The organism is Mucilaginibacter sp. PAMB04274 (assembly GCF_039634385.2).
GTDB lineage: Bacteria > Bacteroidota > Bacteroidia > Sphingobacteriales > Sphingobacteriaceae > Mucilaginibacter.
Genome location: NZ_CP155081.2, coordinates 1,365,813 through 1,392,378 on the forward strand (window position 1 = coordinate 1,365,813; position 26,566 = coordinate 1,392,378).

Sequence of the window (26,566 nt, forward strand, 5' to 3'; positions counted from 1 at the left end):
AATTTTATTTCTGATATTTCCAATTTTTTGACTTGCCCTCACTTAAAAGTGCTACTGCAGATTGCATGCGCTTTAAGCGGGTGGCTTCCGTTTTGGCACCGGTAATCCACTCCAGGTATTCCTTTTTGTGCGAGTAAGCGTACTGGTTAAATTGTGTCTCGGCTTTCGGATGATCTTTCAGAAAATCAACAAAGTAATCCGGAATAAGCAGCTCCGCTTTTTCGGCAGGTTTACCTTTTACCACTTTTACACCCTTTTCGTTGAGCGCTACAGCCTCGCGTATATACGCTATCAAAATTTCCGCCGAAGGCATATCAGTTACAGCGGTTATGCGTCCCAACTGGCCCATGGCATTATTATCTTTAACACTAAGCAGGTTATGAGGATCGGTGAGTAATGAACCTTTCCAAAAACCGAAAGCACAATGCTGCTTAAACGAGGCCATGTTGCAAACGGCACCTTTGCACTCAAAAAAAGGCATGCTCCATTTAATAGTTTCTTCAATTTCGGGACAGGATTGGTGTACTAACTCGCGTAAATGAATAAGAATGGGTTTTGCAAAATCGGCCGCTTTGCCAATGTAGGCGTCGTGTTGTGGGTTACAGGATGGCATTTTTTTTACTGATTGGTACTACAAGTTAAGCAACCGTTTTAAAAATAACAAGCAGGCCAATTTAACGCTTGCAGTAGAGCAGCGAACTTAATTACATTGGTTATTATAATTTGAGTTTATAAACTGCTTGTTATAGCACGTGGCCTAACCGGTTCGAGTCCAGCTTAATCAGAATGAATAACAGGATAGTAAAGCTCCACAGCGACGAACCGCCATAGCTAATAAAAGGTAAGGGGATGCCTATAACCGGCACCAGGCCTATCGTCATACCGATGTTGATAACCAGGTGAAAAAAGAGGATGGAGGCTACCCCGTAACCGTAAACGCGCGAGAAAGGCGATCGTTGCCTTTCGGCCATCATGATGACGCGCATGAGCATAAACATAAACAGGCCAATAACCACCACCGAGCCTGCAAAGCCCCATTCCTCGCCAATAGTACAAAAAATAAAGTCGGTACTTTGGGCGGGTACAAACGAGTACTTGGTTTGCGTACCCTGTAAATAACCTTTACCCCACAGCTTACCCGAACCAATGGCAATCTTAGACTGATTAACATTATAACCCGCTCCCCGGGGGTCGCTCGATATACCCAAAAGCTCGTCGATACGGGATTTTTGATGCGCTTGGAGTACGTTTTTGTATAAGAAGTTAACGCTGAATATAAAGGCAATAGAAACTATTAATGCGCCCACTAACGCAATAATAGCGTCTCTTCGCAAGCGCAGCAGGTAAACCACTAAAACGGTTAAAACTACCAACGCTCCAATTAAGTACAATTGATTAAACAATAGTGATAATACAAACAAGGCTATAAGCACACCTGCAATAATGAGAAAGTAGGGTGAAAGGCCTTCGCGATAGAGTACAAATATAAGCGAACAAAAAACGAGTGTAGAACCGGTATCGGGCTGCAGCATAATAAGCATCATGGGTAATGCAATAATACCCGCCGCTGTAAAAAAAGATTTAGGCTCTGTAATACGAACGTTTACACCGCTTAAGTATCGAGCCAGCAACAGGCAGGTACTAAACTTGGCAAACTCGGAGGGTTGAAGCCTGAAGCTGCCCAACGGTATCCAGGCCTGGTTGCCGCCCACATTGCGGCCAACTACTAAAACTACTAATAACAACAGTACGGTAACAACATAAAATACCGGCGCCAGGCCGCTAAAAAAGCGGCTATCCAAAAGCAAGATAACAGCGCCCAATACAATGGCCGATAGGATGAATATGAATTGCTTGCCATAATTGGTATCCAAATCAACAATACTTGGATGCGTTTCGTCAAAAACGGCAGCATGAATGTTAAACCAGCCAATGGTGCAAAGGGCCAGGTAAAGTAATACTGTTAACCAGTCTACATTAAAGAAAAAACTGCGCTGATTATTCATCCTCTCTTCGTTTTGGCTGATAGGCTAGTATCTTGTTTACCGTATCGTTCTTATTTTTCTTACCTGCCGACCGCAGTTCGGGCTTAACGCTGATGGTATCGGCCTTGCGTTTTTTTATGCTGTCCTTTCTGAGGCTATCTCTGCACAAACTATCTTTTTTGGACAGCTTCTTTACCGGAGGCTTCCATCCCGGAGGAGGGGGCAGTAAGTTGGCGTTGAGGATGTAACGTACCTCGGCCTTAGGTTTGGTGATAGTGTCGCGCAAGTATTTTTCAACCAGATAGCTGGCAATAGGGGCTGCCCATGAGGAGCCGTAACCCGCGTTTTCTACCACCACGGCAATCGCAATTTTGGGGTTTTCGCGTGGGGCAAAGGCTACAAATACCGAGTGATTCTTGCCGTGCGGGTTCTGTACCGTACCGGTTTTACCACACATTACAATGCCCGGTATGCGCGCCTGTGCAGCTGTACCACGGTCAACCACATCCTGCATGCCATCAATTACAGGCTCAAAATATTGTGCATCAATACCCACATAGTTTCTTTGTGTATATTCTTTTTTTATGATCTGCTTATCGCCAATGGCCTTAATTAAGTGAGGTTTGTAGTAAAACCCATGGTTGGCTATTACCGCTTCTATATTGGCCATCTGTAAGGGTGTGGCCAGTAATTCTCCCTGACCAATAGCCAGCGAAATAATAGAGCTTGACCGCCAGCGATTTTTGCCGAACACCCTGTCATAACGTAATGGAGTCGGCACGTTACCTTTGTACTCAAACGGAAGTTCCACATCCAGCTTAACCCCAAACCCAAACTTGTTCACTTTTTCTTTCCACGTGGTGAGGGTGTTACGGATGTTTCTCGATCCGTTAACGTTCATCAGTTTATCAAACACATTACAAAAATAGGGGTTGCATGATTGAGATATGCCTTTTCTGAGATCGGTGACGCCGTCAAAGTGCTCGCAGTTTACCCTATGGTTACCCGCCATGTAGTAATGCGGACAAAAGAATGTTGTTTGTGGTGTAATTATACCTTCCTGCAAAGCAATAAGCGCATCCAAAGGCTTAAATGAAGAACCCGGCGGATAGGTAGCCTGAATGGGGCGTACAAAGGTTGGCTTGTAAGGGTCTTTTAGCATTTTGGCCATGTTGTTTCCACGTTCGCGGCCAGCCATAAGGTTAGGATCGTATGTGGGGCTGCTTACAAAGGCCAGGATTTCGCCCGTTGATGGCTCAATGGCTACTATGCTGCCTACTTTATTCCTCATTAACTGCTCGCCCAATTTCTGTATACGAATATCCAGCGATGATATCAGTCGCTCGCCTGCTACCGCAACAGTATCATATGCGCCATTGGCAAAGCTGCCTTTTTTTACATTGCGCGAATCAACCATGTCATTCCGCACACCGCGCTGTCCGCGCAATACTTCTTCAAATGATCTTTCGATACCGGAAATGCCTACATAGTCGCCAGGGCGGTAAAAGCCCCCCGACTTTTCTATAGTGGCTTGGCTGGCCTCACCAATGTAGCCTAAAAAGTGTGCAGCAACAGAGTCGGGGTAGGTACGTACGGTGCGGGCCTGTACGGTAAACCCTTTAAATTCATCAGCCAATCTCTCCTGCAAAGGGGCGTAAAGCTGCACAGAAATCTGTTTCTCAAAGACAGAAGCGCGGAAAGGAGAGTATTTTTTGGCTTTTTCAAAGCGTTTATCAAAGCCAGCTTTATCAATGCCAATCAGGCGGCAAAACTCCAGCGTGTCAAAGGGCTTCACCTCCCGGGGGGTAACCAAAATATCATATACGGGTACGTTTTGCACCAGTATTTTATTGTTGCGGTCAAATATCGGGCCGCGGGCAGGGTAAATAATAGTACGCCTTAATACGTTGCCTTTGGCAAATAGAAAATAGCGGTCGTCAATTATTTGTATATAAAACAACCTTGCCAGCAGTATGAAAGCAATCGTAATAAAAATAGCGGTAATTACGTAGCGTCGCTCAAAATAGCTGTTCATTTTAACGTTCTTTCCTTCTGTAAAATAAAAAGCTGGATATTAATATCAAAAATAAGGTAAATACTGAACTTGACAGGAAACGCAGTAAAGTATATTGTATTTCGGTTAAACGAAATACCTCGAGGTTGAAAAGAAAAAAGTGATGGAACAGGGTAAGTATAGCAGCATAAGTAAAAAACCACCTGAAGCCCATGTTGCCCAGCGTAGGCTCGGGCTCGTTATCAAATCCATCTTTTTGCACCGTTATGCTCACAAACAACACCCGAACAAATGCCAGTACCACGCTGGCAGCAGCATGCAGGCCGGGGGTGTCATAAAACGCATCAATGGTTAATCCCATTAAAAACGATAAGGCAAATAGCAAGAGGTTCGGCGTTTCGAGCGGGAGCAGCAGAATGAACAAGATATACAGGTAGGGTACTGACAAGTTGTACAGGCTGATGTTCTTTAACAGAAATACCTGTAAAAGCACCAGCACAATAAAGCGAATGAGGTTATATATCAATGCTCTACTCATCTTGTTTTTCCTGCCCCTCCAGTGCCTGGCGCTCTAAAGAAAGTTTGTTATTTACTACGTACACGTATTGCAGTTTGCTAAAATCAACCGCTAAGTTAACCTCCATGTTAAGGAAGAAACCGCCACTCTTTGCATGCAGGTTACTTACACGGCCTAGCGGTATGCCGGCAGGGTACAAGCTGGAGTAAGTGGAGGTAACTACCCATTGGCCAATGTGCGGTTTAACATGATTTGGCACATCCTTCAGTAAGCCTTTATGCGGATCGATATCATCCCCCCATACCAGGCTGCCAATGTCTTTGGTATCGGCCAGCATGGCACTCACTTGCGAATCTTTGTGTAACAATGATTGCACGATAGATAAATGCTCTGACGTATAAATGATTTTACCTACCACACCCGAGCTGCTGATTACGCCCATGCCTTTGGTGATACCATCTTTGGTGCCTTTAAGTATAGTGATATAATTGTTGCGCTTATTTACCGAGTTGTTAATTACACGTGCCTCGGTGTATGTGTACTGCTGTTTGTAAACACTGTCGGTAACGGTGCGTTTAGCCAGCGTATCAGTATAGTAGGCTGAATTAAGCTGGCCCCGCAGCCTGGCATTTTCACGTGCAAGGCTGTCGTTAACGTCTTTAAGTGACAAATAGCTATTTAACTCGTTCACCCGGGCATACATGCTGCCGGTAACATCATTAGCCGTGTTAATGTAAGTAGCCCGCTGAAACGAGTTGTACTTTACATAAATAACCAGCGCCGAAACCTCAAAAATAAGAAACAGGAAAAATGCGTTGTACTTACTGATGAAGATCAAAAGGTTACGCATGGGCTAGGAGATGTGAGGACTGAGATTACAGATGTGAGATAATTTATTACAAGGCTTGCGCATTGGCTCATATCTCACATCTGTAATCTCATATCCAAATTATTGCATTAAGAATTTATAGTTACCGATATTTTTAAGGGCGGTGCCGGTGCCGCGTACTACCGCACGAAGCGGATCTTCGGCTACGTGTACCGGTAATTTGGTTTTGGCTGCAACGCGTTTATCCAAACCACGCAGTAATGCGCCACCACCTGTTAAATAGATACCGGTCTGATAAATATCAGCAGATAGCTCCGGAGGAGTGATCTCGAGGGCCTTTAAGATAGCTTCCTCAATTTTAGAGATTGATTTGTCGAGGCAATGAGCAATCTCAGTGTACGATACGGTAATTTGCTTAGGTACGCCGGTCATTAAATCGCGGCCTTGTACTGCAAAATCGCCCGGAGGATCGGCAAGCTCAGGAAGAGCGGCACCAACCTCAATTTTGATCTTTTCGGCCGTACGGTCGCCAATCATGATGTTATGCTGACGGCGGATATATTGCACAATATCAGAGTCAAAATTATCACCTGCTACACGGATAGACTGATCGCACACAATACCTGATAGAGCAATAACGGCAATTTCGGTAGTACCGCCGCCTATATCAATTATCATGTTACCCATGGGTTCTTCCACATCAATACCAATACCAACAGCAGCTGCCATAGGCTCATGAATAAGGTAAACCTCTTTAGCGCCTGCAATTTCGGCCGATTGATGTACCGCCCGTTTTTCTACCTCAGTAATACCCGACGGAATACAGATTACCATACGCAAAGAAGGGAAAAACCAGCCCTTGCCTTTGTTAATCATCTTGATCATACCGCGTATCATGTGCTCGGCTGCATCAAAGTCGGCAATTACGCCATCCTTTAGCGGTCGTACTGTACGAATATTATCGTGTGTCTTACCTTCCATCTGCATTGCCTGCCTGCCAATGGCAATTACCTTGTTGGTTTTTCGGTCAAATGCTACGATAGATGGTTCGTCGACCACTACTTTGTCGTTATGTATAATGAGGGTATTTGCAGTTCCTAAATCAATAGCAACTTCTTGCGTGAAAAAATTAAATAAACCCATTGAATGTTTGTGTCAAATAATCTGCAAAGATTAAAAAATTATGTGTAAGTATATCAATAAGCGTTTGCATTTCAAAACAAACTTCAAGAGATAAGAGTCAAAAAATAAGAGTGAAAACGATGGCATTTTTGATGCCCATTGTACTTTCTAAGTACCGCTCTCTTGCTTCTTGGCTCTTCTTTCCTGGTTCTGTTCCTTAATGTTTAAAATGCCTAACGCCAGTTGTAACCATGGCAATGCCGCGGGCATTAGCCATGTCAATTGAATCCTGGTCTTTGATTGATCCGCCCGGTTGTAAAACTGCTGTTATCCCAGCTTCGGCAGCTATCTCTACACAATCTGGGAAGGGAAAGAAAGCATCCGAAGTCATTACAGCGCCATTCAAATCAAAGCCGAAATTACGGGCTTTGTCAATAGCCTGACGCAAAGCATCAACCCTTGAAGTTTGCCCAACGCCACTGGCCAGCAGCTGGTTGTTCTTAGCCAGTACTACCGTGTTCGACTTGGTGTGCTTTACTACTTTGTTGGCAAAGAACAGATCTTTAAGTTCATGCTCAGTTGGCTGTTGCTGCGTCACTGTAGTCATTTGCTCCGGACCTTCGATCACCAGGTCCTTATCCTGCTCAATTACGCCGTTGAGCAAGGTTTTAAACTGCTTAACACCGAGCTCAACCCGCTGGCGGATGAGTATTATACGGTTCTTTTTGGCTTTTAGTATCTCGATAGCTTCATCAGTGTAGGCCGGAGCAATCAATACCTCGAAGAAAATTTTACTGATTTCTGTCGCAGTTTCGGCGTTAATTTCCTCATTAGCAATAATTACACCACCAAATGCTGATACCGGGTCACAAGCTAAAGCATCAATCCAGGCTTCTTTAATAAACGACCGTGTAGCAATACCACAGGCATTAGTGTGTTTTAATATGGCGATGGTAGGGTCGGTAAATTCATCAATCAGTGCAACCGCTGCATCCACATCAACCAAATTATTGTAGGATAGCTCTTTGCCGTGCAGTTTGGTGAACATAGCATCCAGGTTACCATAGAAAGTGCCTTGCTGATGTGGATTTTCGCCATAACGAAGCGTTTGGCTGGTTTGTATGCTTTGTTTAAATACCGGTAAAGGCTGGCTTTGGTCATCTTGCGCTATATTAAAGTATTGAAATATAGCCGTATCATAGTGCGATGAGATGTTGAAGGCTTTTTGTGCAAAGTTGCGGCGTTGGTCAAATGTGGTTGATCCATTTTGAGTTTTCAACAGTTCTTCAAGCTGCTGGTAATCATCTTTGGATGCCACAATAACTACGTCTTTAAAATTTTTTGCCGCTGCACGTATGAGTGATATACCGCCAATGTCAATCTTTTCAATTACATCGGGCTGTTCTGCACCCGAGCGTACAGTTTCCTCGAAAGGATATAGGTCCACTATAACGAGATCAATTTCTGGTATTTCGTATTCGGCCAGCTGCTGCTCATCGCTTTCAAAACTGCGGCGGGCCAGTATGCCGCCAAATACTTTAGGGTGGAGCGTTTTTACCCGGCCACCCAGTATAGAAGGGTAGGATGTTAGGTCTTCAACTGCTATTACATCAGCGCCCAGGCTGCGTATAAATGTTTCTGTTCCGCCGGTTGAGTAAATTTTAACCCCCAGGCGTTTTAATTCGTGAATAACAGGTTCCAGGTGGTCCTTGTAATAAACCGAAATTAAAGCATTTTTTATTTGAACAGACTGGCTCATGTAATAATGTTTTTTTTGAGCCGCAAAGGTAGTGATTTTAAAAAAGAATAGCTGTTTGCCTTTGTTGTTTTGTATTGAAATAATGTATGATGAATATTGAAATTTACTCGTAGGTCTACCTTCTTAAAGTCGAGTACACATTTACAACAACATTCATGACCACTTTGCATTCCACCGTGGTATGGTTAACGGTAGCAGGGATAAATTCTTTAGAGTCTTCGTCAAACTCTTTGTCAGTCAATAAATAAAGCTTGCTGGTGTTATTTACCGTAACCAGTGCTTCATGCTTAATTAGTTTACCCTCCGGACTAACCGTGAAAATATGATCGCATGGAAATTGGTTTGTGTTAGGAAAGTCATTTGTCAGGGTTCTTACCAAATCGGGTTGTGCGTTAACAAATGAATTTAAGCCATAATAGGAGCCACCAATTTTTACAGGATAACGTACAGTATCGCCTTGATGCACGCTATCTGTGAAATGATATTTCAGATACTTTGCATCGTCCGGGTTATAATAATATAGCTTTTTATTACTGTAATCATAGTTCTGCACAGGTTCGCCTTTATAGTTATAAAAGACCCAATGCCCAATTCTTTTACCCCGACTATATAGGCCTTGAGCTATTAGCGTGTCTTTGCTATCGACAGCCTTATAAAGCCCGTGGCGAATTTTTTTATCTGATTTAAGAACTTCAAATTTTTCGGTGTAAAAGCTTAAGTTTTTATTAGTTCGCTTAACCGTTTCTTGTGCATGGCTGGCTGGCAGGTTAAATAACAAAATCAAAAGGAAAGATAACCACTTCATGAGACGACTAAAAAATTATTTCAGGCGAAATCTCATAAAATAAAAGCTGATATGCAAACAAGCCCCATCATTAAATAGCTTATCCGTTGATAAGCTGCCTATTCGAATATAGTATCTTCTGTAACCACCGGGTTTGTTTCAATTTAATTAGGCTTATTCTGGTCATTCTAAATTGATTTGGGTAAACTGGAGCTTAACCATTCTGAAATGAGCTTAGCTAAGGCATGGGGCTTTTTTAGCCAGTTAAAATGGTTTAATGGAGATACATTTAAAGTGATTTCATCTAAATGCATGTGTTCTAATGGCGCTGTAGGGAATTTGTTTACTAAGTTAATTACGGAGGTGTAAGTAGCCATCTTATCCTCTTTAACAGACAAGGCCAGCACCGGAATGGAAAGGTTATGCAAAGCCTCATCATAATTAAAAGCCGATTCAGATAGATTGTATTTTCCAGTTAAGGCGTTGCTGCACCAATCTTTCATAACCATTCGGGCTTCGTTACCGGCAAATCCTATTTTATGACCTGGAAAATATCCGTAGAGGTTAGCCAGCCGATAAAATGTGCAGCCGGCCAAAAATACCTTGAGTTGTTCTTTACCGCGCCAGCCCTTGTAATAAACGTTACATGATGTAATTAATATTATTGAGCTAACCAGCCTACTGAACCTACTGGCAAACAGTGCCGCAATTTGCCCGCCTAAGCTATGGCCTATAATGATTTTGGTGGTTGAGGGATAATGAAGTTCGGCTTGTTCAACAAGGTCTTTTACATCAAATATAAGGCGCTCGTAACCGAAGTTGACTTTACCACCTGGTCTTACGCTTGAGTGACCCGAGCCTCGCCAGTCCATAGCAATAACATTAAAGCCTGCTGTTTTAAGACTGTCGGCAAACTTTTTATAAAGAATAGCCCGGGTGCCCATAGCGGGCAAAAGTATAATGGTAATTTTTGCTGTGCCGTATGTAAAATCAAAGGCTTTGTTGGTTGCGCCGTCACTGTGATGAACAACAATCATAGCAATTTAAGCCTTCAGACTTTTCATTTTAGCAGCTAAGCCTTCAATCACCTTCGGAAAGTGGTGGTGCTCTAGTTGTTGGCCTTTAAGTTTGATGGAGTCGAGCGTGTCGGCAGAGTCTATCTTGAATTTGGCCTGGTGTATGATTTCTCCCTCGTCAAAGTGCTCGTTCACAAAATGTATGGTAATGCCTGATTCGGCTTCACCATCGGCCAGTACGGCTTTGTGCACATGATCTCCATACATGCCTTTGCCGCCGTATTTGGGTAGCAGAGCTGGGTGTATGTTTATAATTTGATTGGGGAAAGCCTTGAGCAGTGAAGCTGGCACCAGCCATAAAAAGCCGGCCAGCACAATCAAATCAACCTCCATCGTCTTGAGCAGTTTTACCACATCATCCGTCTGGTAAAACTCCTGGCGGCTGAAGATGTGTGTTGGTATCTCAAAATTATCGGCCCTTTGCAGTACAAAAGCATGCGGGTTGTTGGTTAATACCAATACAATTTCGGCTTGAGTATGGTGTTTAAAGTACTCCATAATCTTTTGGGCGTTCGATCCCGATCCTGAAGCAAAAATGGCTATTCTGGTTTTCAAAGCTGCAAGTATATGTTTGGAGATAAATATAACATTTTTGGGATTTAATGAATAAACCCGTACCGTGTAATTTTGCGCCTTAATACGACAACCGGGGTTTTACGAAACGTATCAATAATCACCGTTTGTAATATGAGCGAGTTTCGGCCCAGGTTAATCACCTGCGAACGGGAGAATGGCCTTATGCTTATGGTGCCAATCTTAGTGGTATCCTTACAAACCAAAGGTGAGCGTAAGAAAACGGAATCATAATCATTTGAGGTTAGCTCCCAGGTGCTGCTTGCGCTATCGTTAATGCAGCTATAATACTTGTATGTGCATCTGGCGTCATCGGTAAACTTAAACGACTGTGCAAAACCGCAGTTAGTGTTTAAAGTGTCTCTGCGTATGGTGGTGTCGCCATGCAAGGTTTCAACCCGCATTGAGGCAAGGCGCCATATGCCGTTACCTGTTAGCAGATTGTTTATGCTGGTATCGGCCTCCTTTTTGCACGAACTCACCAATGCGCCCGTGAGCATAAAGGCAATAACGATTAACACAGGTAGCTTACTTTTGATGGTGTACACGGTGCAAAAATACAAAATCCCGCAAACTACTGGGTACGGGATTGTACATATATAAACGCTGCTTGCCGTTATAAATTGTAGGCGTCGAATAGTATACAATAAGCCGGATAAAATCCTTAGATAACACTAATGTGATCTGCGCAACCGAAGCTCCCAGTACTTTGCTGATGCCCGTAAACGTTCAAAAAGCGAACACACAAGTGTTCGCTTTGCTTAAGTATACCGCTATGTATTCTTTTTGAAAATTATTTATTGTTCCGGAACCTTCACCTCTTCGAGATTTGAATTGGCCGGGCCGTTCATTAATTCGCCTTTACAGCTAAAGCGTGATCCATGGCAGGGGCAATCAAATGATTTTTCGTCGTTGTTCCATTGTACTACGCAACCCATGTGCGGGCAAACCGCGCTGTAGGCGTTAAAGGCGCCGGCTTCATCGCGGTAAACGGCTACCTTTTTAAGCTTGCCTACTATGGCCGCTTCGCCGGGTTTAATATCGGTCAGCTTTTCAACATCCGATGGCAGCAGGTAATCAACAAACTGCTTTAGCGTGGTGTACTGTTCTTCAATGTAGGTTTTGGTAGTTTGTAGGGTCACCGTAATACGGCTGGGGTCGTACAATTCTGCCCAAGGGTTTTGTTTGCCGGTAATCAGATCGGTGATGAGTATGCCAGCTAAGGTTCCGTGCGTCATGCCATTACCTGAGTCGCCGGTTACAATGTAAATGTTTTCATCACCAGGATTCTTACCAATATAACCCATATCATCCACAGGCTCCATTACCTGGCCCGACCAGCGGTAAACTATTTCCTGTGCTTGCGGAAACCGTTCACGCAGCCAGGTTTCCAAACGTTGGTAGCGTTCTTCCTCAACCTCTTCCTCTTTGTTGGCCTGGCCGGTTTTATGGTCGGCACCGCCGTGTATCAGTAAGTCATACTGGTCGTCAAAAGGCTGGGTACGTACATAATTATAAGGCATAGTAGGCCAAACAGAATTTTGATCGCCGGTATCCCACCACAGCGCTGGTTCAATAGCATCCTTAGGCACTTTTGCCACAATAACATAAGTGCGGTAAGGCGCTTGCTTGGTGTGCATGGTTGCCCAGTCGTTAAAAGGGGTGTTGGTAGCTACCACAATTTGTTCGGCTTCTACTTTGAAGCCGTTGGCTTCAACCAAGCCTTCTTCAACCTTGTCAGCACGGGTTTGAGTGTAAATCTTGCCACCCAGTCTCACAAAGGCTTCAGCCAGGCCGTTCAGGTATTTTAAGGGATGAAACTGCGCCTGGTTAGGATAGCGCAGGCTTGGTCCGCTTTCAGACGGAATACCCGGTACGCTGTATACCATTTCGGTAGCTATGCCCACTTTGTGTGTTGCGTCTAATTCTTCATCCAATGATTTTTTTTCATCGCTGGGGTGCAAAAATAAGTAGCCGTTAACCCGCTTAAAGTCACAGTCTATGTTTTCTTCGGTCACAATTTTTTCAACCAAATCTATAGCGGCGGTATGACTTTCGGCAGCGTAGCGTGCTTTTTCTTCACCAAACAAACTTTCTATTTCGCTATAAAGATCATCCAGTGCATTCACTATATGGGCTGTAGTGCGACCGGTTTCGCCACTACCAATCAAACCATCCTCAATAACCACCACCTGTTTGCCGGCTTTGGCCAGGCAGTAAGCCACGGTAAGTCCCGAGATGCCTGCGCCTATAATGGCCACCTGTGTTTTAATATCGCTAGTTAGTTTCTCGAAAGACAGCGGTTGTGCCGTTGCCGTCCAGCAGGATAAATGCGTGCCCGATGTGGTCTGACCATCGGTATTGATTTGGTTTTGTTCCATGTTATTCAAGTAGATAAATGATTATAGAAATAACCCTGGATGGGTGTGTAAGGTTTTAAGGAAATGAAGACCGGGAATAACTGCTGCACGTTCTAAGTTTTACGTTATCATAAAAACCATCAAGCAGCATAATCCTTTAAATAAACAGCATTTGTTAACTTACCCTCAATATATAGTCATCGTACACCTATGAGAGTACCTTTTGAAACCCTGCAGGCCGAATTTAAGCGCGTGCTACTTAGCCTTAACTTTTCAAGCGAAAAGGCGCAGCAATGTGCTACCCTTTTTGCCGAAAATAGCCGTGATGGTGTTTATACCCATGGATTAAACCGTTTTCCGGTGTTTGTGCAGTATGTGAAAGATGGCTTAGTACATCCCCATGCTGAACCTACACCCGAGCAGGGCTTAGGCTTGGTAGAACGCTGGGACGGCCACCTAGGCCCCGGCCCGCTAAACGCCCGCTTCTGTATGGACAGGGCTATCAAATTGGCGCAAGAACATGGTATAGGCTGCGTAGCCATACGCAATACTAATCATTGGATGCGCGGCGGTACCTACGGCTGGCAGGCAGCGGACGGTGGTTGCATTGGCATTTGCTTTACCAACACCATTGCCAATTTACCGCCGTGGGGTGGTGTAGACCCACGTTTGGGTAACAATCCTTTAGTGATAGCTGTACCCCGTGCAGAGGGGCATGTGGTGCTGGATATGGCCGTATCGCAATACTCATTTGGCAAGCTGCAGCAGTATAAAGCAAAAGATGAGGAGTTGCCCTTACCGGGTGGTTATGACCAACAAGGGGCGCTATCGGTTAATGCTGCGGATATTATGGAGAGTGGCCGTTTGCTACCGGTGGGCTTTTGGAAAGGTTCGGGCTTATCGTTAATGCTTGATCTGCTGGTAACGGTGTTAAGTGAGGGCCGCTCCACGGCAGAGATTACGAAGAGCCAGGCCGAATACGGCGTATCCCAAGTGTTTATTTGCATAAAGCCTGCCAGCGATGCACAAATAGCCGGTTTAATAGAACAGATCGTCAGCTTTACAAAAACCAGCGGTTTGGTTGATGATCAGCAGTCTATTCGCTATCCTGGGGAAAGTACCTTGAAAACCAGGTTACAAAATATGAAGGAAGGGATCCCAGTAGATGAAGAAATTTGGAATAAAGTACTGGAGCTATGATTGCTAGATGTTCCCTGGTATTGGCCCGCGCCTTAGTTTTCTTTCAAAACAATTTCACTATCCTTATCCTGTACCAGGTGAGCAAACTTTTCCCAAAAACCGTCTTTAGGTAGTGGGGCTTTGATATCAACAGGTTCCTTTTTTACCGGGTGAATAAACTGGAGGCGACGCGCGTGCAGGCAGATGCTCTTTTTTAAACTACCACGCGGATAGCCATATTTATTATCTCCAACTATAGGGCAGCCCAAGGTAGAAAGCTGTACCCTTATTTGGTGCGGCCTGCCGGTTATAGGGTTAACTTGTATAAGGTAATAGCCGTTTAATTCGCCTGTTAGGCGGTAATGCAACTCCGAGCGCAGGCTGCCCTGTACCTCGTGCCCATGAGCCTTGGTTACATTCTTTTGCGGATTTTTAATCAGCCAGTGTACCAGGTTGCCGTAAGGTGGATCGGGGCGGTTACGTACTACGGCATAGTAGGTTTTACGCATTTCGCGCGTTTTAAACATCTCGTTTACCCGCTCAAGCGCTTTGCTCGTTTTAGCAAACAGGATAACGCCGCTTACGGGCCTGTCCAGCCGGTGTACCACACCCAAAAAGGCGCCGTTTGGTTTGTTGTATTTTTTAGCCAGGTAACGTTTTACTTTCTCATCCAATGGCTCATCGCCGGTATCATCAACCTGCACAATATCTCCCGCGCGCTTATTGATGGCAATCAGGTGATTGTCTTCATACAACACATCATTATCAGTAACGTCGGCATATATTTCTTGCATAGGTTTTTGTAGTTGGAATGTCGGTAGGCCGTAAGTCAGTTAGTGTATATAAAAATACGAATTTATTGAGTGATTGTTTTATCAGGTATGAGCCATGATCAAAGAAGGATTCTCGTCCCTTATAGCTAATATTGTTCTTTTTCGTTCGGAAAAGCCTTGGCTTTTACATCGCCAACATAACCTTGAATGGCATCGTTCATCACTTCATACAAAGTGGCGTACTGGCGCAAAAAACGCGGACGGAAGCCTTTGTTTATACCCAGCATATCATGTATTACCAGCACTTGTCCATCGCAATGCTGCCCGGCACCAATGCCTATGGTAGGTATTTGCAGGCTTTGTGACACCTCTTGGGCCAATGCAGCCGGAATTTTTTCTAACACCACCGCAAAACAGCCCAGCTCTTGTAATTTCTGCGCATCCTCCCGTAGTTTTTGTGCCTCAGCTTCTTGCTTGGCGCGTACGGTATAAGTGCCAAATTTGTAAATAGATTGAGGCGTTAAGCCCAGGTGACCCATCACTGGTATACCTGCCGTTAAGATACGTGTAATAGATTCCGCAATTTCTATACCGCCCTCCAGCTTTACGGCATGCGCACCCGATTCTTTCATGATACGTATGGCCGAGCTTAACGCTTCTTTTGAATTACCTTGATACGAGCCAAAGGGCAGATCTACCACTACCAGAGCGCGGTTGGCGGCTCTAACCACAGATGAAGCATGATAGATCATTTGATCTAACGTTATAGGCAGGGTGGTTTCATGACCGGCCATTACGTTAGAAGCCGAGTCACCCACCAGGATTACATCCACACCGGCATCATCCACAATTTTGGCCATAGAGTAATCATAGGCGGTGAGCATGGCTATTTTTTCGCCCTTGCCTTTCATGGCCTGTAATATGTGGGTAGTAACGCGTTTTATTTCTTTGTTAACTGACATGTTTTAAATAAGGTCAAGAGTAAAGAGTTAGTAGTACAGATCAGGCCGTACAAAAAATAGGGTAAGCAGCCTTTGGCAGCTCACCGTAAATTCTATTCACCATTCTAAATGTTACAAAGGTAGAAACTACCCATCATATAATTATTGAAAATTTACATGGCGTAAACATAAAAATAACGTATTTTTGCGGCGTGAATACAGACGCAAGTTTACTGCTGCTACAACACTGCTTTCACGGAGCTGCAACGCAGGCCAACCGGCCCATCATTCATCCTTTTATTTTTTTTGTAAAATGACTAACTACACAAAGTTACCGGCTATTTTATTACTGGCTGATGGTACTGTTTTTCATGGTAAAGCAGCCGGGAAGATAGGTACTACAACCGGGGAGATATGCTTTAATACCGGTATGACGGGCTATCAGGAAATTTTTACCGATCCATCATACTTCGGACAAATTATGGTAACTACCAATGCGCACATTGGTAATTACGGCGTAACTAACGAAGAAACCGAATCGAATAAAATACAGATAGCCGGTTTAGTTTGTAAGAATTACAACATCGCTTATAGCCGTAAACAGGCCGATGAGTCAATTCAGGATTACTTCCAGGAGCAGAATATTTCCTGTATTTCAGATATTGATACCCGCCAGTTAGTACGTCATATCAGAGATAAGGGCGCTATGAATGCTATAATCTCATCCGAGATTTTAGATGTTGAAGAACTGAAAGCTCGCTTGAATGCCGTACCATCAATGGATGGACTGGAGCTTTCATCGCAGGTATCAACTACAGAAACTTACACTTTTGGTAACGAGAACGCTGCATACCGTGTTGCCGTGCTCGATTTAGGTGTGAAGAAAAACATTCTGCGCAATTTTTCTGAGCGCGATGTATACGCCAAGGTTTATCCAGCCAAAACATCGTTCGAGGAAATGGAGAAAGATTTTCAACCTAACGGTTATTTTATTTCTAACGGTCCCGGCGATCCATCGGCCATGCCTTATGCTATTGATACGGTAAAAGAAATTCTGGAAGCCGACAAACCTATGTTTGGTATTTGCTTAGGTCACCAGTTATTAGCTTTGGCAAATGGTATACCCACCAAAAAAATGTTTAACGGTCACCGTGGACTAAACCACCCCGTGAAAAATATAGTGAAAGACCACTGCGAGGTAACTTCACAGAACCACGGTTTCGGTGTGGTGCAAGATGCTGTTCGGGCTTCTGATAAAGTAGAAATTACCCACATAAATTTGAACGATCAATCTATAGAAGGTATTCGCGTGAAAGACAAAAAGGCTTTTTCGGTACAATACCACCCGGAATCATCACCTGGCCCGCATGATAGCCGTTATTTATTTGATGACTTTGTTGATTTGATGAAGTAAGAAAACAGATAGGGTTAGCACACAGCTAACCCTTTTTTATCATAAGCGTAAGTTTATCGATACAATTTCTAATTTTAACGGTGGTTTATTGTTTATTTAATAGTTAACAGGTAGCTTTACAGCACAATTAAACCTATTTGATTTTTCTGTAGTCGAAATTGTGTAGAACAGTTCACGTTACAACCGCCTGAACATGAAGAAAATTTTATCTGTACTTACCATTTTAACTGTGCTTACAGCCGTTTCTTGCCAGAAATCGGAGCTGAAGGACGTGGTAAATGCCGATAACTTCTTTAGCGTGAAGCAAGCAGCTATAGCCAGCGTAAACGGCCCTACCACGGCAACTGTTAATCAGAACGTTACCTTTACCGTATCATGGCCTTACACCGGTAATTGCGAAAAATTTAGCAAGTTTGAGGCAGATAGCCTGAGTGATACCACAAAAATCAAATTATTTACATCTACTAACATAGCCGACGACTGCACCGGCAAAGAAGTGCAACACTCGTCGGTATATAAGTTTAGGGCAAAAAAGGCAGGCACTTATTTTTTAAAATTCGTTGGTCCTGATAGTAATGCCCGCCCAATTGTGGATACGCTAACTGTAAAGTAGCTTTTTAATCATTCTGTTAAGCTGCTCCGAATGGTTGCTGACGTATTACAACCTCCATCTTGCCTCCTGATAACATTTTTGTAAAGCCACAACTCGTTGTTTTAAAGTAAATTGTTGGCCGGCGTTTTGTGTAATCTTACCTAAACATACTACTATGAAAAAGGGAGAAAACGTACACTGGGCGTGGGGAAAATCAGAGGCAGAAGGCAAAATAGAAGCTAAGCATACCGAGCCGGTAAAAAAGAAAACCAAAGGCACCACGGTAAAACGCAATGCCAGCAAAGACGAACCCGCCTATGAGATAAAGCAATCCAACGGCACAAAAGTGCTCAAATCAGAAAGTGAATTGAAAAAGGGAAATAAAAAATAAAGTCAAAAATCAGGAAATAAGAGCCAAGGGCAAGATTGTTTACATCGCAATGTTAGCTCCTTGGCTGTTATTTCTTGACTCTATTACTTATTCCTTGATGTATACCTCTCCCTTATACGGCGTGATGGTATCGTAAAAATTGTACCCGGCTACATGTAACAGGTAGTAGGTCATGATATCGCACCAGCAAATCTCGTCATGAAACATGGGCACTTTGGGGAATTTGCCTTCCTGGCGGCTTTCTTCCTTGTTGTAATTATATTCGCCTTCATGTTGTTTAATCCATTCCCTGAATTTGTCAAACTCGGCAGGTTCTGAAAAAACGATCTTGAAATGCGTTTCCTCTTTAACCTCTTTTAGATCATCATTCATATAATGATGGTATTTATGCCTGTGACGAATAATTTTGGCTGTATACATATACTTGGCTCCGCTTAATGTGTGTTAGCCTAACAAAGAAAGTTGCCTTGCGTTTGAACGAATAATAAGTATCACTGAAATTAAAAAATTTCTCTATACCGCACCGTTCACTGGCTAATATGTTCGGTCAATGAAATAACGACAAATTTAGGTCAACAACTACTTAAATCCTTGCTCATTAAGTCTACTTGTCATCACGCCTATGAACTAAAAACTAATTTCCCTACCTTCACGCCCTCTTATATTATCCTAAAAATATGAAATTGTTAGAAGGAAAAACCGCATTAATAACCGGTGCTTCAAAAGGCATTGGCCGCAAAATAGCCGAAAAGTTTGCCGAGCAAGGCGCTAATGTAGCATTCACTTACTTATCGTCGGTAGAAAAGGGCCAGGCGCTGGAGCAAGAACTACAGGCGTACGGTACCCAGGTAAAAGGTTACCGCTCTGATGCCTCCAAATTTGATGAAGCCGATAAACTCATTAATGATATAGTAGCCGATTTTGGCAAACTGGATATTGTGGTGAACAACGCCGGCATTACCAAAGACGGCCTATTGATGCGTATGACCGAGGAGCAATGGGATGAAGTGCTGAACGTAAACCTGAAATCAATTTTCAACGTAACCAAAGCAGCATCAAAAATCATGATGAAAGCTCGCCAGGGTGTATTCATCAATATGAGCTCGGTGGTAGGCATTCAGGGCAATGCCGGCCAGGGTAATTATGCAGCCTCTAAGGCGGGTATTATAGGCTTTTCTAAATCAATGGCTAAGGAGTTGGGTTCGCGTAATATACGTACCAATGTGGTAGCCCCCGGTTTTATCAAAACTGAAATGACCGAGGTGCTTGACCCGAAAGTGGTTGAAGGATGGACTCAAAATATTCCATTAAAACGTGCAGGCGAAACCGAAGATATTGCCAATGCCTGCGTTTTCTTGGCGTCAGACATGAGCACTTATATAACCGGTCAGGTAATATCGGTTGATGGTGGGATGGCTTAACGAAAGAAACAAGAATTAAGAGCCAGAAACCAATATTTTTTGTTTGGATAAAAGTGCAATACAAGAACGTGTGCTAACCATGGCAACCGAGCGTGGAGCGGATAAAACCATCTGCCCGTCGGAAGTGGCCAGGGCTTTATTTCCTGCTAACTGGCGCAAACATATGGATGAGGTGCGGGAGGCTGCCGTTGCATTGCAGCAACAGGGCAAGGTTGTCATCACCCAAAAAGGGGAGCCGGTTAATGTAAATCACATTAAAGGGCCCGTACGTATCAAAATAATAAAGTGAGTAGTTAAGGAGTTGATTGGTGAGTTGTTGCCAAAATTAAATAACTTTAAAGCGATACCCCTTGAGGGTAACAACAATGAACTACTTAGCTACTCACAACTTACTATTCAACAGTATTGCCTGGGGTTCGGTATCGGGCTGGTGGACCCTGCCTTGTTTGCTATTGGGCGGGCTTTACGCCTGGCTCATGTACAAGCAGCCAAGCCATCTATCTTCCAATTTCCGTTTCTTACTGTCTGGTTTTCGTGCGGTAGCCGTTTTTCTGATCGCTTTCCTGCTCGTATCGCCATTGGTTAAAACGGTTAAATATCAGCCACAAAAACCGCTGGTAATGATAGCGCAGGATAACTCATCGTCCATAAATACTTTTAAACCGGCCGGTTTGAACATCAGCCAGTTTAACAGCACACTCGGCACACTTAAGCAATTGTTGGGTAACGATTATGAGGTCCGCGAGTTTAACTTCGACAGCAATTTGCACCCAGGTCTTTCCACCACATACGGGGGCAAGCAAACCAATATTGCCTCTGCATTACACCAATTAAATGAGCGCTTTGTAAACCAAAATATTGGTGCGCTTATCCTTTCAACTGATGGTTTGTATAATCAAGGAGCCGATCCGCAATACGAGGCACGCAATCTTAAAACTAGTATCTATACCATTGCCCTGGGCGATACTGTGCCCCGTCGTGATTTAGTAACTAGCAACATTAATTACAATAAAACGGCCTTTTTAGGCAACGATTTTATGCTTGAAGTACTGGCCGAAGCTTACCAAAGTCAGGGCGAGGTATTAAGACTTAGCATTACCGAAGATGGGCGTAGTATTTATAATCAAAATATACCAGTTGCATCAGCAGCCTTCCGTAAGACCATATCGGTTAAGCTGAACGCCGATAAAAAGGGCATACATCAGTTTACCGTGAAACTCGCGCCGGTAAGCAACGAGCTTTCGGTGCAAAACAATACTGAAACTGTTTATATTGAGGTGCTGGACGCCCGGCAAAAGGTACTGCTGGCCTATGCATCACCACACCCCGATATTAGCGTTATTAAACAACTCATAGAGCGCAACAAGAACTACGAACTTAAAGCTGTACAACTGGATAAGCTATCCACTGTAAAGCTTAGTGATTACGGGATTATCATCCTTCACCAGATAACGGCTGCCGATAACCTGTCGCTTAAAAGCTTTATAACACAAAGCAAGGTGCCACTATGGTACATCGCCGGCGCGCAAACCGACCTGCAAGATTTAAACCAAGAACAAAATACCATACGTATTATAGCAGGCCGTACCGATGTGCAGGAGGAGTTTGCCGTGCCGGTAACCGGTTTTTCCCTCTTTACCCTAACCGATTCTACGATAAATAAATTGGGTAAGATGCCGCCGTTAATGGCGCCCTTCGGTAATTATGGATCGGCTGCCACGGCATCTATATTGCTTAAACAAAAAATAGGCAGTGTAAGCACAACCTACCCACTAATGGCCTTTAACGAGGCGGATGGCCGGCGCACAGCAGTGTTAGCTGGCGAGGGCATCTGGCGCTGGAATTTATCGGAGTACCAGGATTACGGCTCGCACTATGCTTTGGAAGAACTTTTTAGCCAAAGTATTCAATACTTAACGGCTAATGCTAACCGCCAACGTTTTAGAGCTTACCCTGCTAAAAATGTTTTTGATGAAGGGGAAAATATACTGCTTAATGCCGAACTATACAACGAGGCGCTCGAGCTGGTGAATGCCCCTGACGTGAACATCAACCTCAAAAGTACCAGTGGTAAAAATTACAGTTATCTGTTCAGCCGTAGTGGTAAAAGCTATCAGCTTAATGCCGGTATGCTGCCGGTAGGTAATTACAGTTACACGGCAAATACAAAACTGGGCAAGCAAGCCTTTAGTGCAAAAGGGCAGTTTACTATTAAGCCGTTAAATCTTGAAAGCAGGCAAAGTACCGCTAATCACCAGTTGCTTTACAACCTTTCCACTCAGTCGGGCGGGCGCATGCTACAGCCTGCACAAATCAATCAGCTGGCTAATCTGATCAAGAAGAATGAAAACATTAAAACCATTGTATATGACGACCAGCGCTTCAGCGACCTGATTGATAGTAAATGGCTATTTGCACTCATTGTTGTTTTGTTAGGCATGGAGTGGTTTTTACGCAAGCGGGAAGGGGAGGTGTAATGTTGAGCGTAACCTCCGTTATAGAGCTACTGGGTACTATAGCCTTCACCATAGCGGGCGCTTTCTCGGCCATGCAAAAGCGACTGGATGCCTTTGGGGTAATTGTAATAGCTTTTATAACCGCTATTGGCGGCGGTACCATACGCGATGTGCTAATTGGCTATACACCTGTAAGCTGGATGCGCAATTTGAATGGTCCAATTCTCATAACTGTGACTGCCGTTGTGGCCATCCTATTCAAAAGGAATATCAAGAACTTTAAGGTTACGCTGTTTGTTTTTGACGCCTTGGGCTTGGGATTGTTTACCTTAATTGGCTTGCAAAAAGGTATAGATGCCGGCCTTAAACCTGGTATATGTGTCATACTGGGCACTATTACGGGGTGCTTTGGCGGTGTACTGAGGGATATTCTGCTTAATAACATCCCGCTTATATTCCGCAAAGAAATTTATGCCACGGCCTGCATTGTTGGTGGCGTCGTTTACTTCGCCCTCATACCGTTTATGGATCCCAATTGGGCTAAAGTAATAGCCATAGCTATAATTTGTAGCATTCGTATATTGGCAGTTAGGTATGATTTGAAGCTGCCTGTGCGGTAGGGAGATTATATACGTGACTGCATGGAAATGAAGAAGCCTTTACAGGGCATTTAATCTATGTTCTGCAAAGTGAGTTTGTGCTTTGCCGATTTGCTCTTTAGCTTTAATAAGGTGCCACTAACCATCAGCATAAATACAATCCCCGAAAGCCAATAGTCACCGAATTTATCAAGCATCATCTTATAAAAAGTTGGGCGTTGCGGTGGCGGCTCAAAATTTCCGATGCCACCGCATAGTGGTAGCTGTAACTTTTTATCTCTATGCCCCGGATGAAAGCTCCACATGGCGTACATGTTATTTTGATAGGGCATGTATAGCTGTAGGTCTATTGCCTTGCAAACGTTAATGGCTTCAACAAAAGCCCAGTATTTTGATTTATTTCCGAAATGAAAGTTAACGCCTTGTATGTCGTCCTTGGCCGCTTTCCACCGGCTTAATAGTACCTGCGCATATTGCAGGCTTATTTTATCGGCTTCAAGGTTTCCTGTTAAGTTAATAGTGGTGTATTTCTTTTTTGGAGGGAACACATTATTAGGGTAAATGACTATGAAGCTCGGATTAAAAAATACGATGTCAATAATGCGCTTCTCTTCGAACGCCTTATGCTGTTTGAGCCAAACAAGGCAAACTGTTGGGAGTAGCACTAAGCTGATTAAGCCCGGCGAGTAATACAGCTTTGGGCGAACAGGATAACTTAGCAGCTTCATAATCAAATATACCTTTTAGACCGGCTTATTCAAATAGATATGAAATAACGTTCGGGCCTGTTATTTACGTCGATAGTCTTTTCCACAAATTACAAAAATCTTTCTCCCACTATTGGTTCGTCGATTAAACCTCATACTTACTTCAACTCGTCCAAAACCTTAAACAGCTTCTGCCTTACGGTGCTGGTTGAGCCATTGTAATTGTTAATGATAGCCGAAAAACACAAACGGCGACCGTTATGATTCTGATAACCTGCGTAGGCCACCACGTCGGCTATAGTGCCGCTTTTCATGTGCATGCCGTTGTACAAGGGCAAACTATCATAAAAAGCGCTGAACCAGGGTTGCGCCACTGCTGATTGTAAAATGCTGGCCAGCGTATGGGTAGTTATGCGGTTGCCGGGCGACAGGCCGCTGCCATCATAAATATTCATGGAGTTGGCATCAATGCCACGTGCCTTCCAAAAGTTTTGCAACGTTTGTACACCGGCATTGGTTGATACTTTTTTACCTGCTTTGAGCGCCATGGTCTTAAGTAACTGCTCTGCGTACAGGTTAATGCTTTCTTTATTGAGCCAATATACAATCTGGCTAAGTTGCGGTGACGTTAAGGTAGCCAGCTTAGTATTAATTACAGGAGCTTGTTCTGCTGTTGTGTTTAGTGTAATTACCGATTCCGGCTCGCGGCTTACCGTAATACCTATGCGTTTCAGCGTATCAGTTAAGCGCCAGGCGGCGTCATAAGCAGGGTCGGGCAAGGCAACGGTGATGCTCTTTTTAGCCTTGTCTATGGCGTACGCGCCCCGTATGTACATCGATTTGTTACCAACCGGCAAGTAAGCGTAAGAGTGATCGCCCGAACCCGGGCCAGAGGTGGCGACCTCGCTCTTAAAATCAAAATAAGGCATGGCCGGTACAGTGCGCAATATTTTTACCGGACTGCCCACCACACCAGTTTCATATTTAATATCAAAAGTGTTTTCGCGCCAGCATAAGGCCGATGGACCAGCGCCGTAGTAATTACCCAAATCCTGCCATATCCAGCCATCGGGTACAGACTGGGTATCAAAAAGGGAATCATCACCTATAATGCGGCCATTGATCTGTTTAATGCCGGCTTGTTTAAGGCTGTTAACCAGTTCGGCCAAAACGTGGCCCTCCTGCGTGTTAGGCCAGCGCCAGCTGCCCAGGGTAGGGTCGCCGCCACCTTTCATGATCACGTCACCATTTAGCGTGCCGGCAGCATCTATAGCGCCGGTGTAACCAAATTGGGTTTGAAACTGGTAATCGGCACCCAGTAGGTTAAATGCAGTTATTGAGGTGGCCGTTTTTAAAGTAGAAGCCGGTGCCAAACCCATTTTAGGATTTACGGCAAAAACCTGTTCACCTGTTGCCGCGTCGAGTACGGTTAACGAGATGGAGGCATACTGGCACTGGCTGTCTTGTTGTAAGCGATTAAAAGCCGTTTGCAGGCTTTTTTGTAAAGTGGTTTGCCCTTGGGTATAAGTATTAACAAATAAAAAACTAACTATCAGAAAGTATGGTATCCTCATGCTTAACGTTGCGTTGCGATATATAATATATAGGGATGCCAATCAATACAATAATCAGGCCGGGCCAGGTATATTGCGGTTTATAGATGATTAAAAGTGTACAAAAGGCTAGCCCCATAACAACATATATAGCAGGCAATACCGGGTAGCCGAAAGCTTTGTATGGCCTTGGCGCCTCAGGACGTTTAATGCGTAATATGTAAATGCCTACAATCGTCAACACATAAAATATAACGACAACAAATGAAATCATATCCAGCAAATCGCCGTACCGGCCGCTTAAACATAGTATGCTGGCCACCAGGCATTGTATCCATAAGCCAAATTCAGGAACAGCATTTTTATTTAAGGTACCGGTCTTTTTAAAGAAAACACCATCCTTGGCCATAGTATAATACACACGGGCACCAGCCAGGATTAAGCCGTTATTGCAGCCAAACGTAGATACCATAATCATGATAGCGATGATAATAGTACCGATGTTACCAAATATAACATGAGATGCCGCTACGGCGACACGGTCTCTTTCTGCACTGGCTATCTCCTGCAAAGGCAATACAGCTGTGTACATTACGTTGGCCGATACATAAATCAGCGTAACAATCATGGTGCCTAAAAACAGGCTTAAGCCTATGTTGCGCTGTGGGTTCTTCATTTCGCCGGCAATGAAAGTTACGTTGTTCCAAGCATCGCTGCTGAAGATAGAACCTACCATTGATGCAGCAATAGCACCCAATGCGGCAGCCATTGTAAGTGATGTAACACTGCCATCCTTACCCAAATTGTGCATATCCCAGGCATTGGTCCAGTTAGCTGTCCATACATCACCCTTCAGCATAATAAAGCCAAACGTTATTAAACCGAACAAGCTTAAAAGCTTGGTTAAAGTAAAAGTAGTTTGAATAAGCTTACCGCCTTTAACGCCACGGGTGTTAATATAAGTAAGCAACACAATTATAACAATGGAAACTAATTGAGCGGCACTTAGCGTAAAAGTAAAGCTACCGAGGGGGAGGCTAAGCAAAATATTGGCTTCACTAACCGCAGGTATCAGGTAAGCTGCAAACTTAGAAAATGCTACACCTACCGCAGCAATGGTACCTGTTTGTATTACTGCAAAAAAGCTCCAGCCGTATAAAAAGGCGATGAGTTTATTATAAGCTTCTTTGAGGTAAACATACTGGCCGCCTGCTTTAGGGAACATGGCGCTTAGCTCACCATAGCTTACAGCTGCGGTTAAGGTCATAAAACCGGTAATTACCCAAACGGCAATCAGCCAGCCGGCCGAGCCTACGTTGCGAATAATATCGGCGCTTACAATAAAAATACCCGACCCGATCATAGAGCCGGCTACCAGCATAGTGCCATCTAAAAGGCCAAGTTCACTTTTAAGTTTAGGTTGCGTAGAGGTTCGTTCCATTAATGGTTACAGCTTAAAAGCCCTAAGCTATTTAAAAATGTTTGCATTTTGAATGGGTAACAAAAAAATGGCGTTGGCGC

At 43.9% G+C, this 26,566-nt stretch carries 26 protein-coding genes; 8 read left to right on the forward strand and 18 right to left on the reverse strand.

The annotated features are described in order from the left end of the window. Positions 1-4: 4 nt before the first annotated feature. The 12 genes from ABDD95_RS05635 to ABDD95_RS05690 form a co-directional block, all read right to left on the reverse strand. Positions 5-613 (reverse strand): DUF1801 domain-containing protein, encoded by a 609-nt coding sequence (locus ABDD95_RS05635; RefSeq protein WP_345950925.1) that lies wholly within the window; start codon positions 611-613, stop codon positions 5-7. Positions 614-743: 130 nt separating this feature from the next. Next, on the reverse strand, positions 744-2,006 hold the full coding sequence (gene rodA / locus ABDD95_RS05640) for a rod shape-determining protein RodA (RefSeq protein ID WP_345950926.1): 1,263 nt from the start codon (positions 2,004-2,006) through the stop codon (positions 744-746). After that, positions 1,999-4,020: a penicillin-binding protein 2 gene (mrdA, locus tag ABDD95_RS05645; protein WP_345950927.1), complete on the reverse strand. Its 2,022-nt coding sequence runs from the start codon at positions 4,018-4,020 to the stop codon at positions 1,999-2,001. The genes rodA and mrdA overlap by 8 nt, the downstream gene beginning before the upstream one ends. 1 nt (position 4,021) lies before the next feature. Beyond that, the gene (locus ABDD95_RS05650; RefSeq protein WP_345950928.1) at positions 4,022-4,537 is read right to left on the reverse strand and encodes a rod shape-determining protein MreD; all 516 of its coding nucleotides are present in this window, start codon (positions 4,535-4,537) and stop codon (positions 4,022-4,024) included. Further along, a complete protein-coding gene (mreC, locus tag ABDD95_RS05655) occupies positions 4,530-5,366 on the reverse strand; it encodes a rod shape-determining protein MreC (protein WP_345950929.1) in 837 nt (278 codons plus the stop codon). The genes ABDD95_RS05650 and mreC overlap by 8 nt, the downstream gene beginning before the upstream one ends. 99 nt (positions 5,367-5,465) lie before the next feature. Beyond that, a complete protein-coding gene (locus ABDD95_RS05660) occupies positions 5,466-6,488 on the reverse strand; it encodes a rod shape-determining protein (protein WP_345950930.1) in 1,023 nt (340 codons plus the stop codon). 196 nt (positions 6,489-6,684) lie between these two features. Then, positions 6,685-8,226 carry a bifunctional phosphoribosylaminoimidazolecarboxamide formyltransferase/IMP cyclohydrolase gene (gene purH / locus ABDD95_RS05665; protein ID WP_345950931.1) on the reverse strand — a complete coding sequence of 514 codons (1,542 nt, stop codon included), beginning with the start codon at positions 8,224-8,226 and terminating at the stop codon, positions 6,685-6,687. Between the two features lie 115 nt (positions 8,227-8,341). Next, on the reverse strand, positions 8,342-9,031 hold the full coding sequence (locus ABDD95_RS05670; RefSeq protein WP_345950932.1) for a hypothetical protein: 690 nt from the start codon (positions 9,029-9,031) through the stop codon (positions 8,342-8,344). A gap of 167 nt (positions 9,032-9,198) precedes the next feature. Further along, entirely contained in the window at positions 9,199-10,047 is an 849-nt protein-coding gene (locus ABDD95_RS05675; RefSeq protein WP_345950933.1) for an alpha/beta fold hydrolase, read from the reverse strand. A gap of 6 nt (positions 10,048-10,053) precedes the next feature. Beyond that, a complete protein-coding gene (gene purN, locus ABDD95_RS05680) occupies positions 10,054-10,641 on the reverse strand; it encodes a phosphoribosylglycinamide formyltransferase (protein WP_345950934.1) in 588 nt (195 codons plus the stop codon). A gap of 44 nt (positions 10,642-10,685) precedes the next feature. After that, on the reverse strand, positions 10,686-11,207 hold the full coding sequence (locus ABDD95_RS05685; protein WP_345950935.1) for a hypothetical protein: 522 nt from the start codon (positions 11,205-11,207) through the stop codon (positions 10,686-10,688). Between the two features lie 249 nt (positions 11,208-11,456). Further along, on the reverse strand, positions 11,457-13,040 hold the full coding sequence (locus tag ABDD95_RS05690) for an FAD-dependent oxidoreductase (RefSeq protein ID WP_345950936.1): 1,584 nt from the start codon (positions 13,038-13,040) through the stop codon (positions 11,457-11,459). Between the two features lie 189 nt (positions 13,041-13,229). Between ABDD95_RS05690 and yiaK the strand changes: the two genes are divergently transcribed. Continuing rightward, positions 13,230-14,219 (forward strand): 3-dehydro-L-gulonate 2-dehydrogenase, encoded by a 990-nt coding sequence (yiaK, locus tag ABDD95_RS05695; protein WP_345950937.1) that lies wholly within the window; start codon positions 13,230-13,232, stop codon positions 14,217-14,219. A 32-nt stretch (positions 14,220-14,251) separates the two neighbouring features. Here yiaK and ABDD95_RS05700 read toward each other — a convergent pair whose 3' ends face one another. Both ABDD95_RS05700 and panB read right to left on the reverse strand, forming a co-directional pair. Beyond that, positions 14,252-14,992, reverse strand: coding sequence for an RluA family pseudouridine synthase (locus ABDD95_RS05700; protein WP_345950938.1), 741 nt, complete (start codon positions 14,990-14,992; stop codon positions 14,252-14,254). A gap of 125 nt (positions 14,993-15,117) precedes the next feature. Beyond that, complete coding sequence (panB, locus tag ABDD95_RS05705; protein WP_345950939.1) at positions 15,118-15,933, reverse strand: 3-methyl-2-oxobutanoate hydroxymethyltransferase; 816 nt, start codon at positions 15,931-15,933, stop codon at positions 15,118-15,120. Between the two features lie 292 nt (positions 15,934-16,225). Between panB and carA the strand changes: the two genes are divergently transcribed. From carA to ABDD95_RS05720, 3 genes are all read left to right on the forward strand, one after another. After that, the gene (carA, locus tag ABDD95_RS05710; protein WP_345950940.1) at positions 16,226-17,326 is read left to right on the forward strand and encodes a glutamine-hydrolyzing carbamoyl-phosphate synthase small subunit; all 1,101 of its coding nucleotides are present in this window, start codon (positions 16,226-16,228) and stop codon (positions 17,324-17,326) included. A 193-nt stretch (positions 17,327-17,519) separates the two neighbouring features. Further along, positions 17,520-17,939, forward strand: coding sequence for a hypothetical protein (locus ABDD95_RS05715; RefSeq protein WP_345950941.1), 420 nt, complete (start codon positions 17,520-17,522; stop codon positions 17,937-17,939). Positions 17,940-18,093: 154 nt separating this feature from the next. Next, positions 18,094-18,309, forward strand: coding sequence for a DUF2945 domain-containing protein (locus tag ABDD95_RS05720; protein WP_345950942.1), 216 nt, complete (start codon positions 18,094-18,096; stop codon positions 18,307-18,309). Positions 18,310-18,396: 87 nt separating this feature from the next. On the opposite strand, the gene ABDD95_RS05725 is transcribed toward ABDD95_RS05720, so the two are convergent. Further along, entirely contained in the window at positions 18,397-18,681 is a 285-nt protein-coding gene (locus ABDD95_RS05725; protein WP_345950943.1) for a hypothetical protein, read from the reverse strand. 305 nt (positions 18,682-18,986) lie between these two features. Between ABDD95_RS05725 and fabG the strand changes: the two genes are divergently transcribed. From fabG to ABDD95_RS05745, 4 genes are all read left to right on the forward strand, one after another. Continuing rightward, positions 18,987-19,730 carry a 3-oxoacyl-[acyl-carrier-protein] reductase gene (fabG, locus tag ABDD95_RS05730; RefSeq protein ID WP_345950944.1) on the forward strand — a complete coding sequence of 248 codons (744 nt, stop codon included), beginning with the start codon at positions 18,987-18,989 and terminating at the stop codon, positions 19,728-19,730. A gap of 43 nt (positions 19,731-19,773) precedes the next feature. Continuing rightward, entirely contained in the window at positions 19,774-20,019 is a 246-nt protein-coding gene (locus ABDD95_RS05735; protein ID WP_345950945.1) for a DUF3253 domain-containing protein, read from the forward strand. 76 nt (positions 20,020-20,095) lie between these two features. Next, positions 20,096-22,207 carry a hypothetical protein gene (locus ABDD95_RS05740; RefSeq protein WP_345950946.1) on the forward strand — a complete coding sequence of 704 codons (2,112 nt, stop codon included), beginning with the start codon at positions 20,096-20,098 and terminating at the stop codon, positions 22,205-22,207. Further along, positions 22,207-22,806 carry a trimeric intracellular cation channel family protein gene (locus ABDD95_RS05745; protein WP_345950947.1) on the forward strand — a complete coding sequence of 200 codons (600 nt, stop codon included), beginning with the start codon at positions 22,207-22,209 and terminating at the stop codon, positions 22,804-22,806. The genes ABDD95_RS05740 and ABDD95_RS05745 overlap by 1 nt, the downstream gene beginning before the upstream one ends. A gap of 50 nt (positions 22,807-22,856) precedes the next feature. On the opposite strand, the gene ABDD95_RS05750 is transcribed toward ABDD95_RS05745, so the two are convergent. The 3 genes from ABDD95_RS05750 to ABDD95_RS05760 all read right to left on the reverse strand — a co-directional run bounded on the left by ABDD95_RS05750 (position 22,857) and on the right by ABDD95_RS05760 (position 26,486). Further along, on the reverse strand, positions 22,857-23,513 hold the full coding sequence (locus ABDD95_RS05750; RefSeq protein ID WP_345950948.1) for a hypothetical protein: 657 nt from the start codon (positions 23,511-23,513) through the stop codon (positions 22,857-22,859). A gap of 137 nt (positions 23,514-23,650) precedes the next feature. Beyond that, a complete protein-coding gene (dacB, locus tag ABDD95_RS05755; RefSeq protein ID WP_345950949.1) occupies positions 23,651-25,066 on the reverse strand; it encodes a D-alanyl-D-alanine carboxypeptidase/D-alanyl-D-alanine-endopeptidase in 1,416 nt (471 codons plus the stop codon). Beyond that, complete coding sequence (locus tag ABDD95_RS05760; RefSeq protein ID WP_345950950.1) at positions 25,038-26,486, reverse strand: amino acid permease; 1,449 nt, start codon at positions 26,484-26,486, stop codon at positions 25,038-25,040. Before ABDD95_RS05760 ends, dacB begins: the two co-directional genes overlap by 29 nt. Positions 26,487-26,566 lie beyond the last annotated feature (80 nt).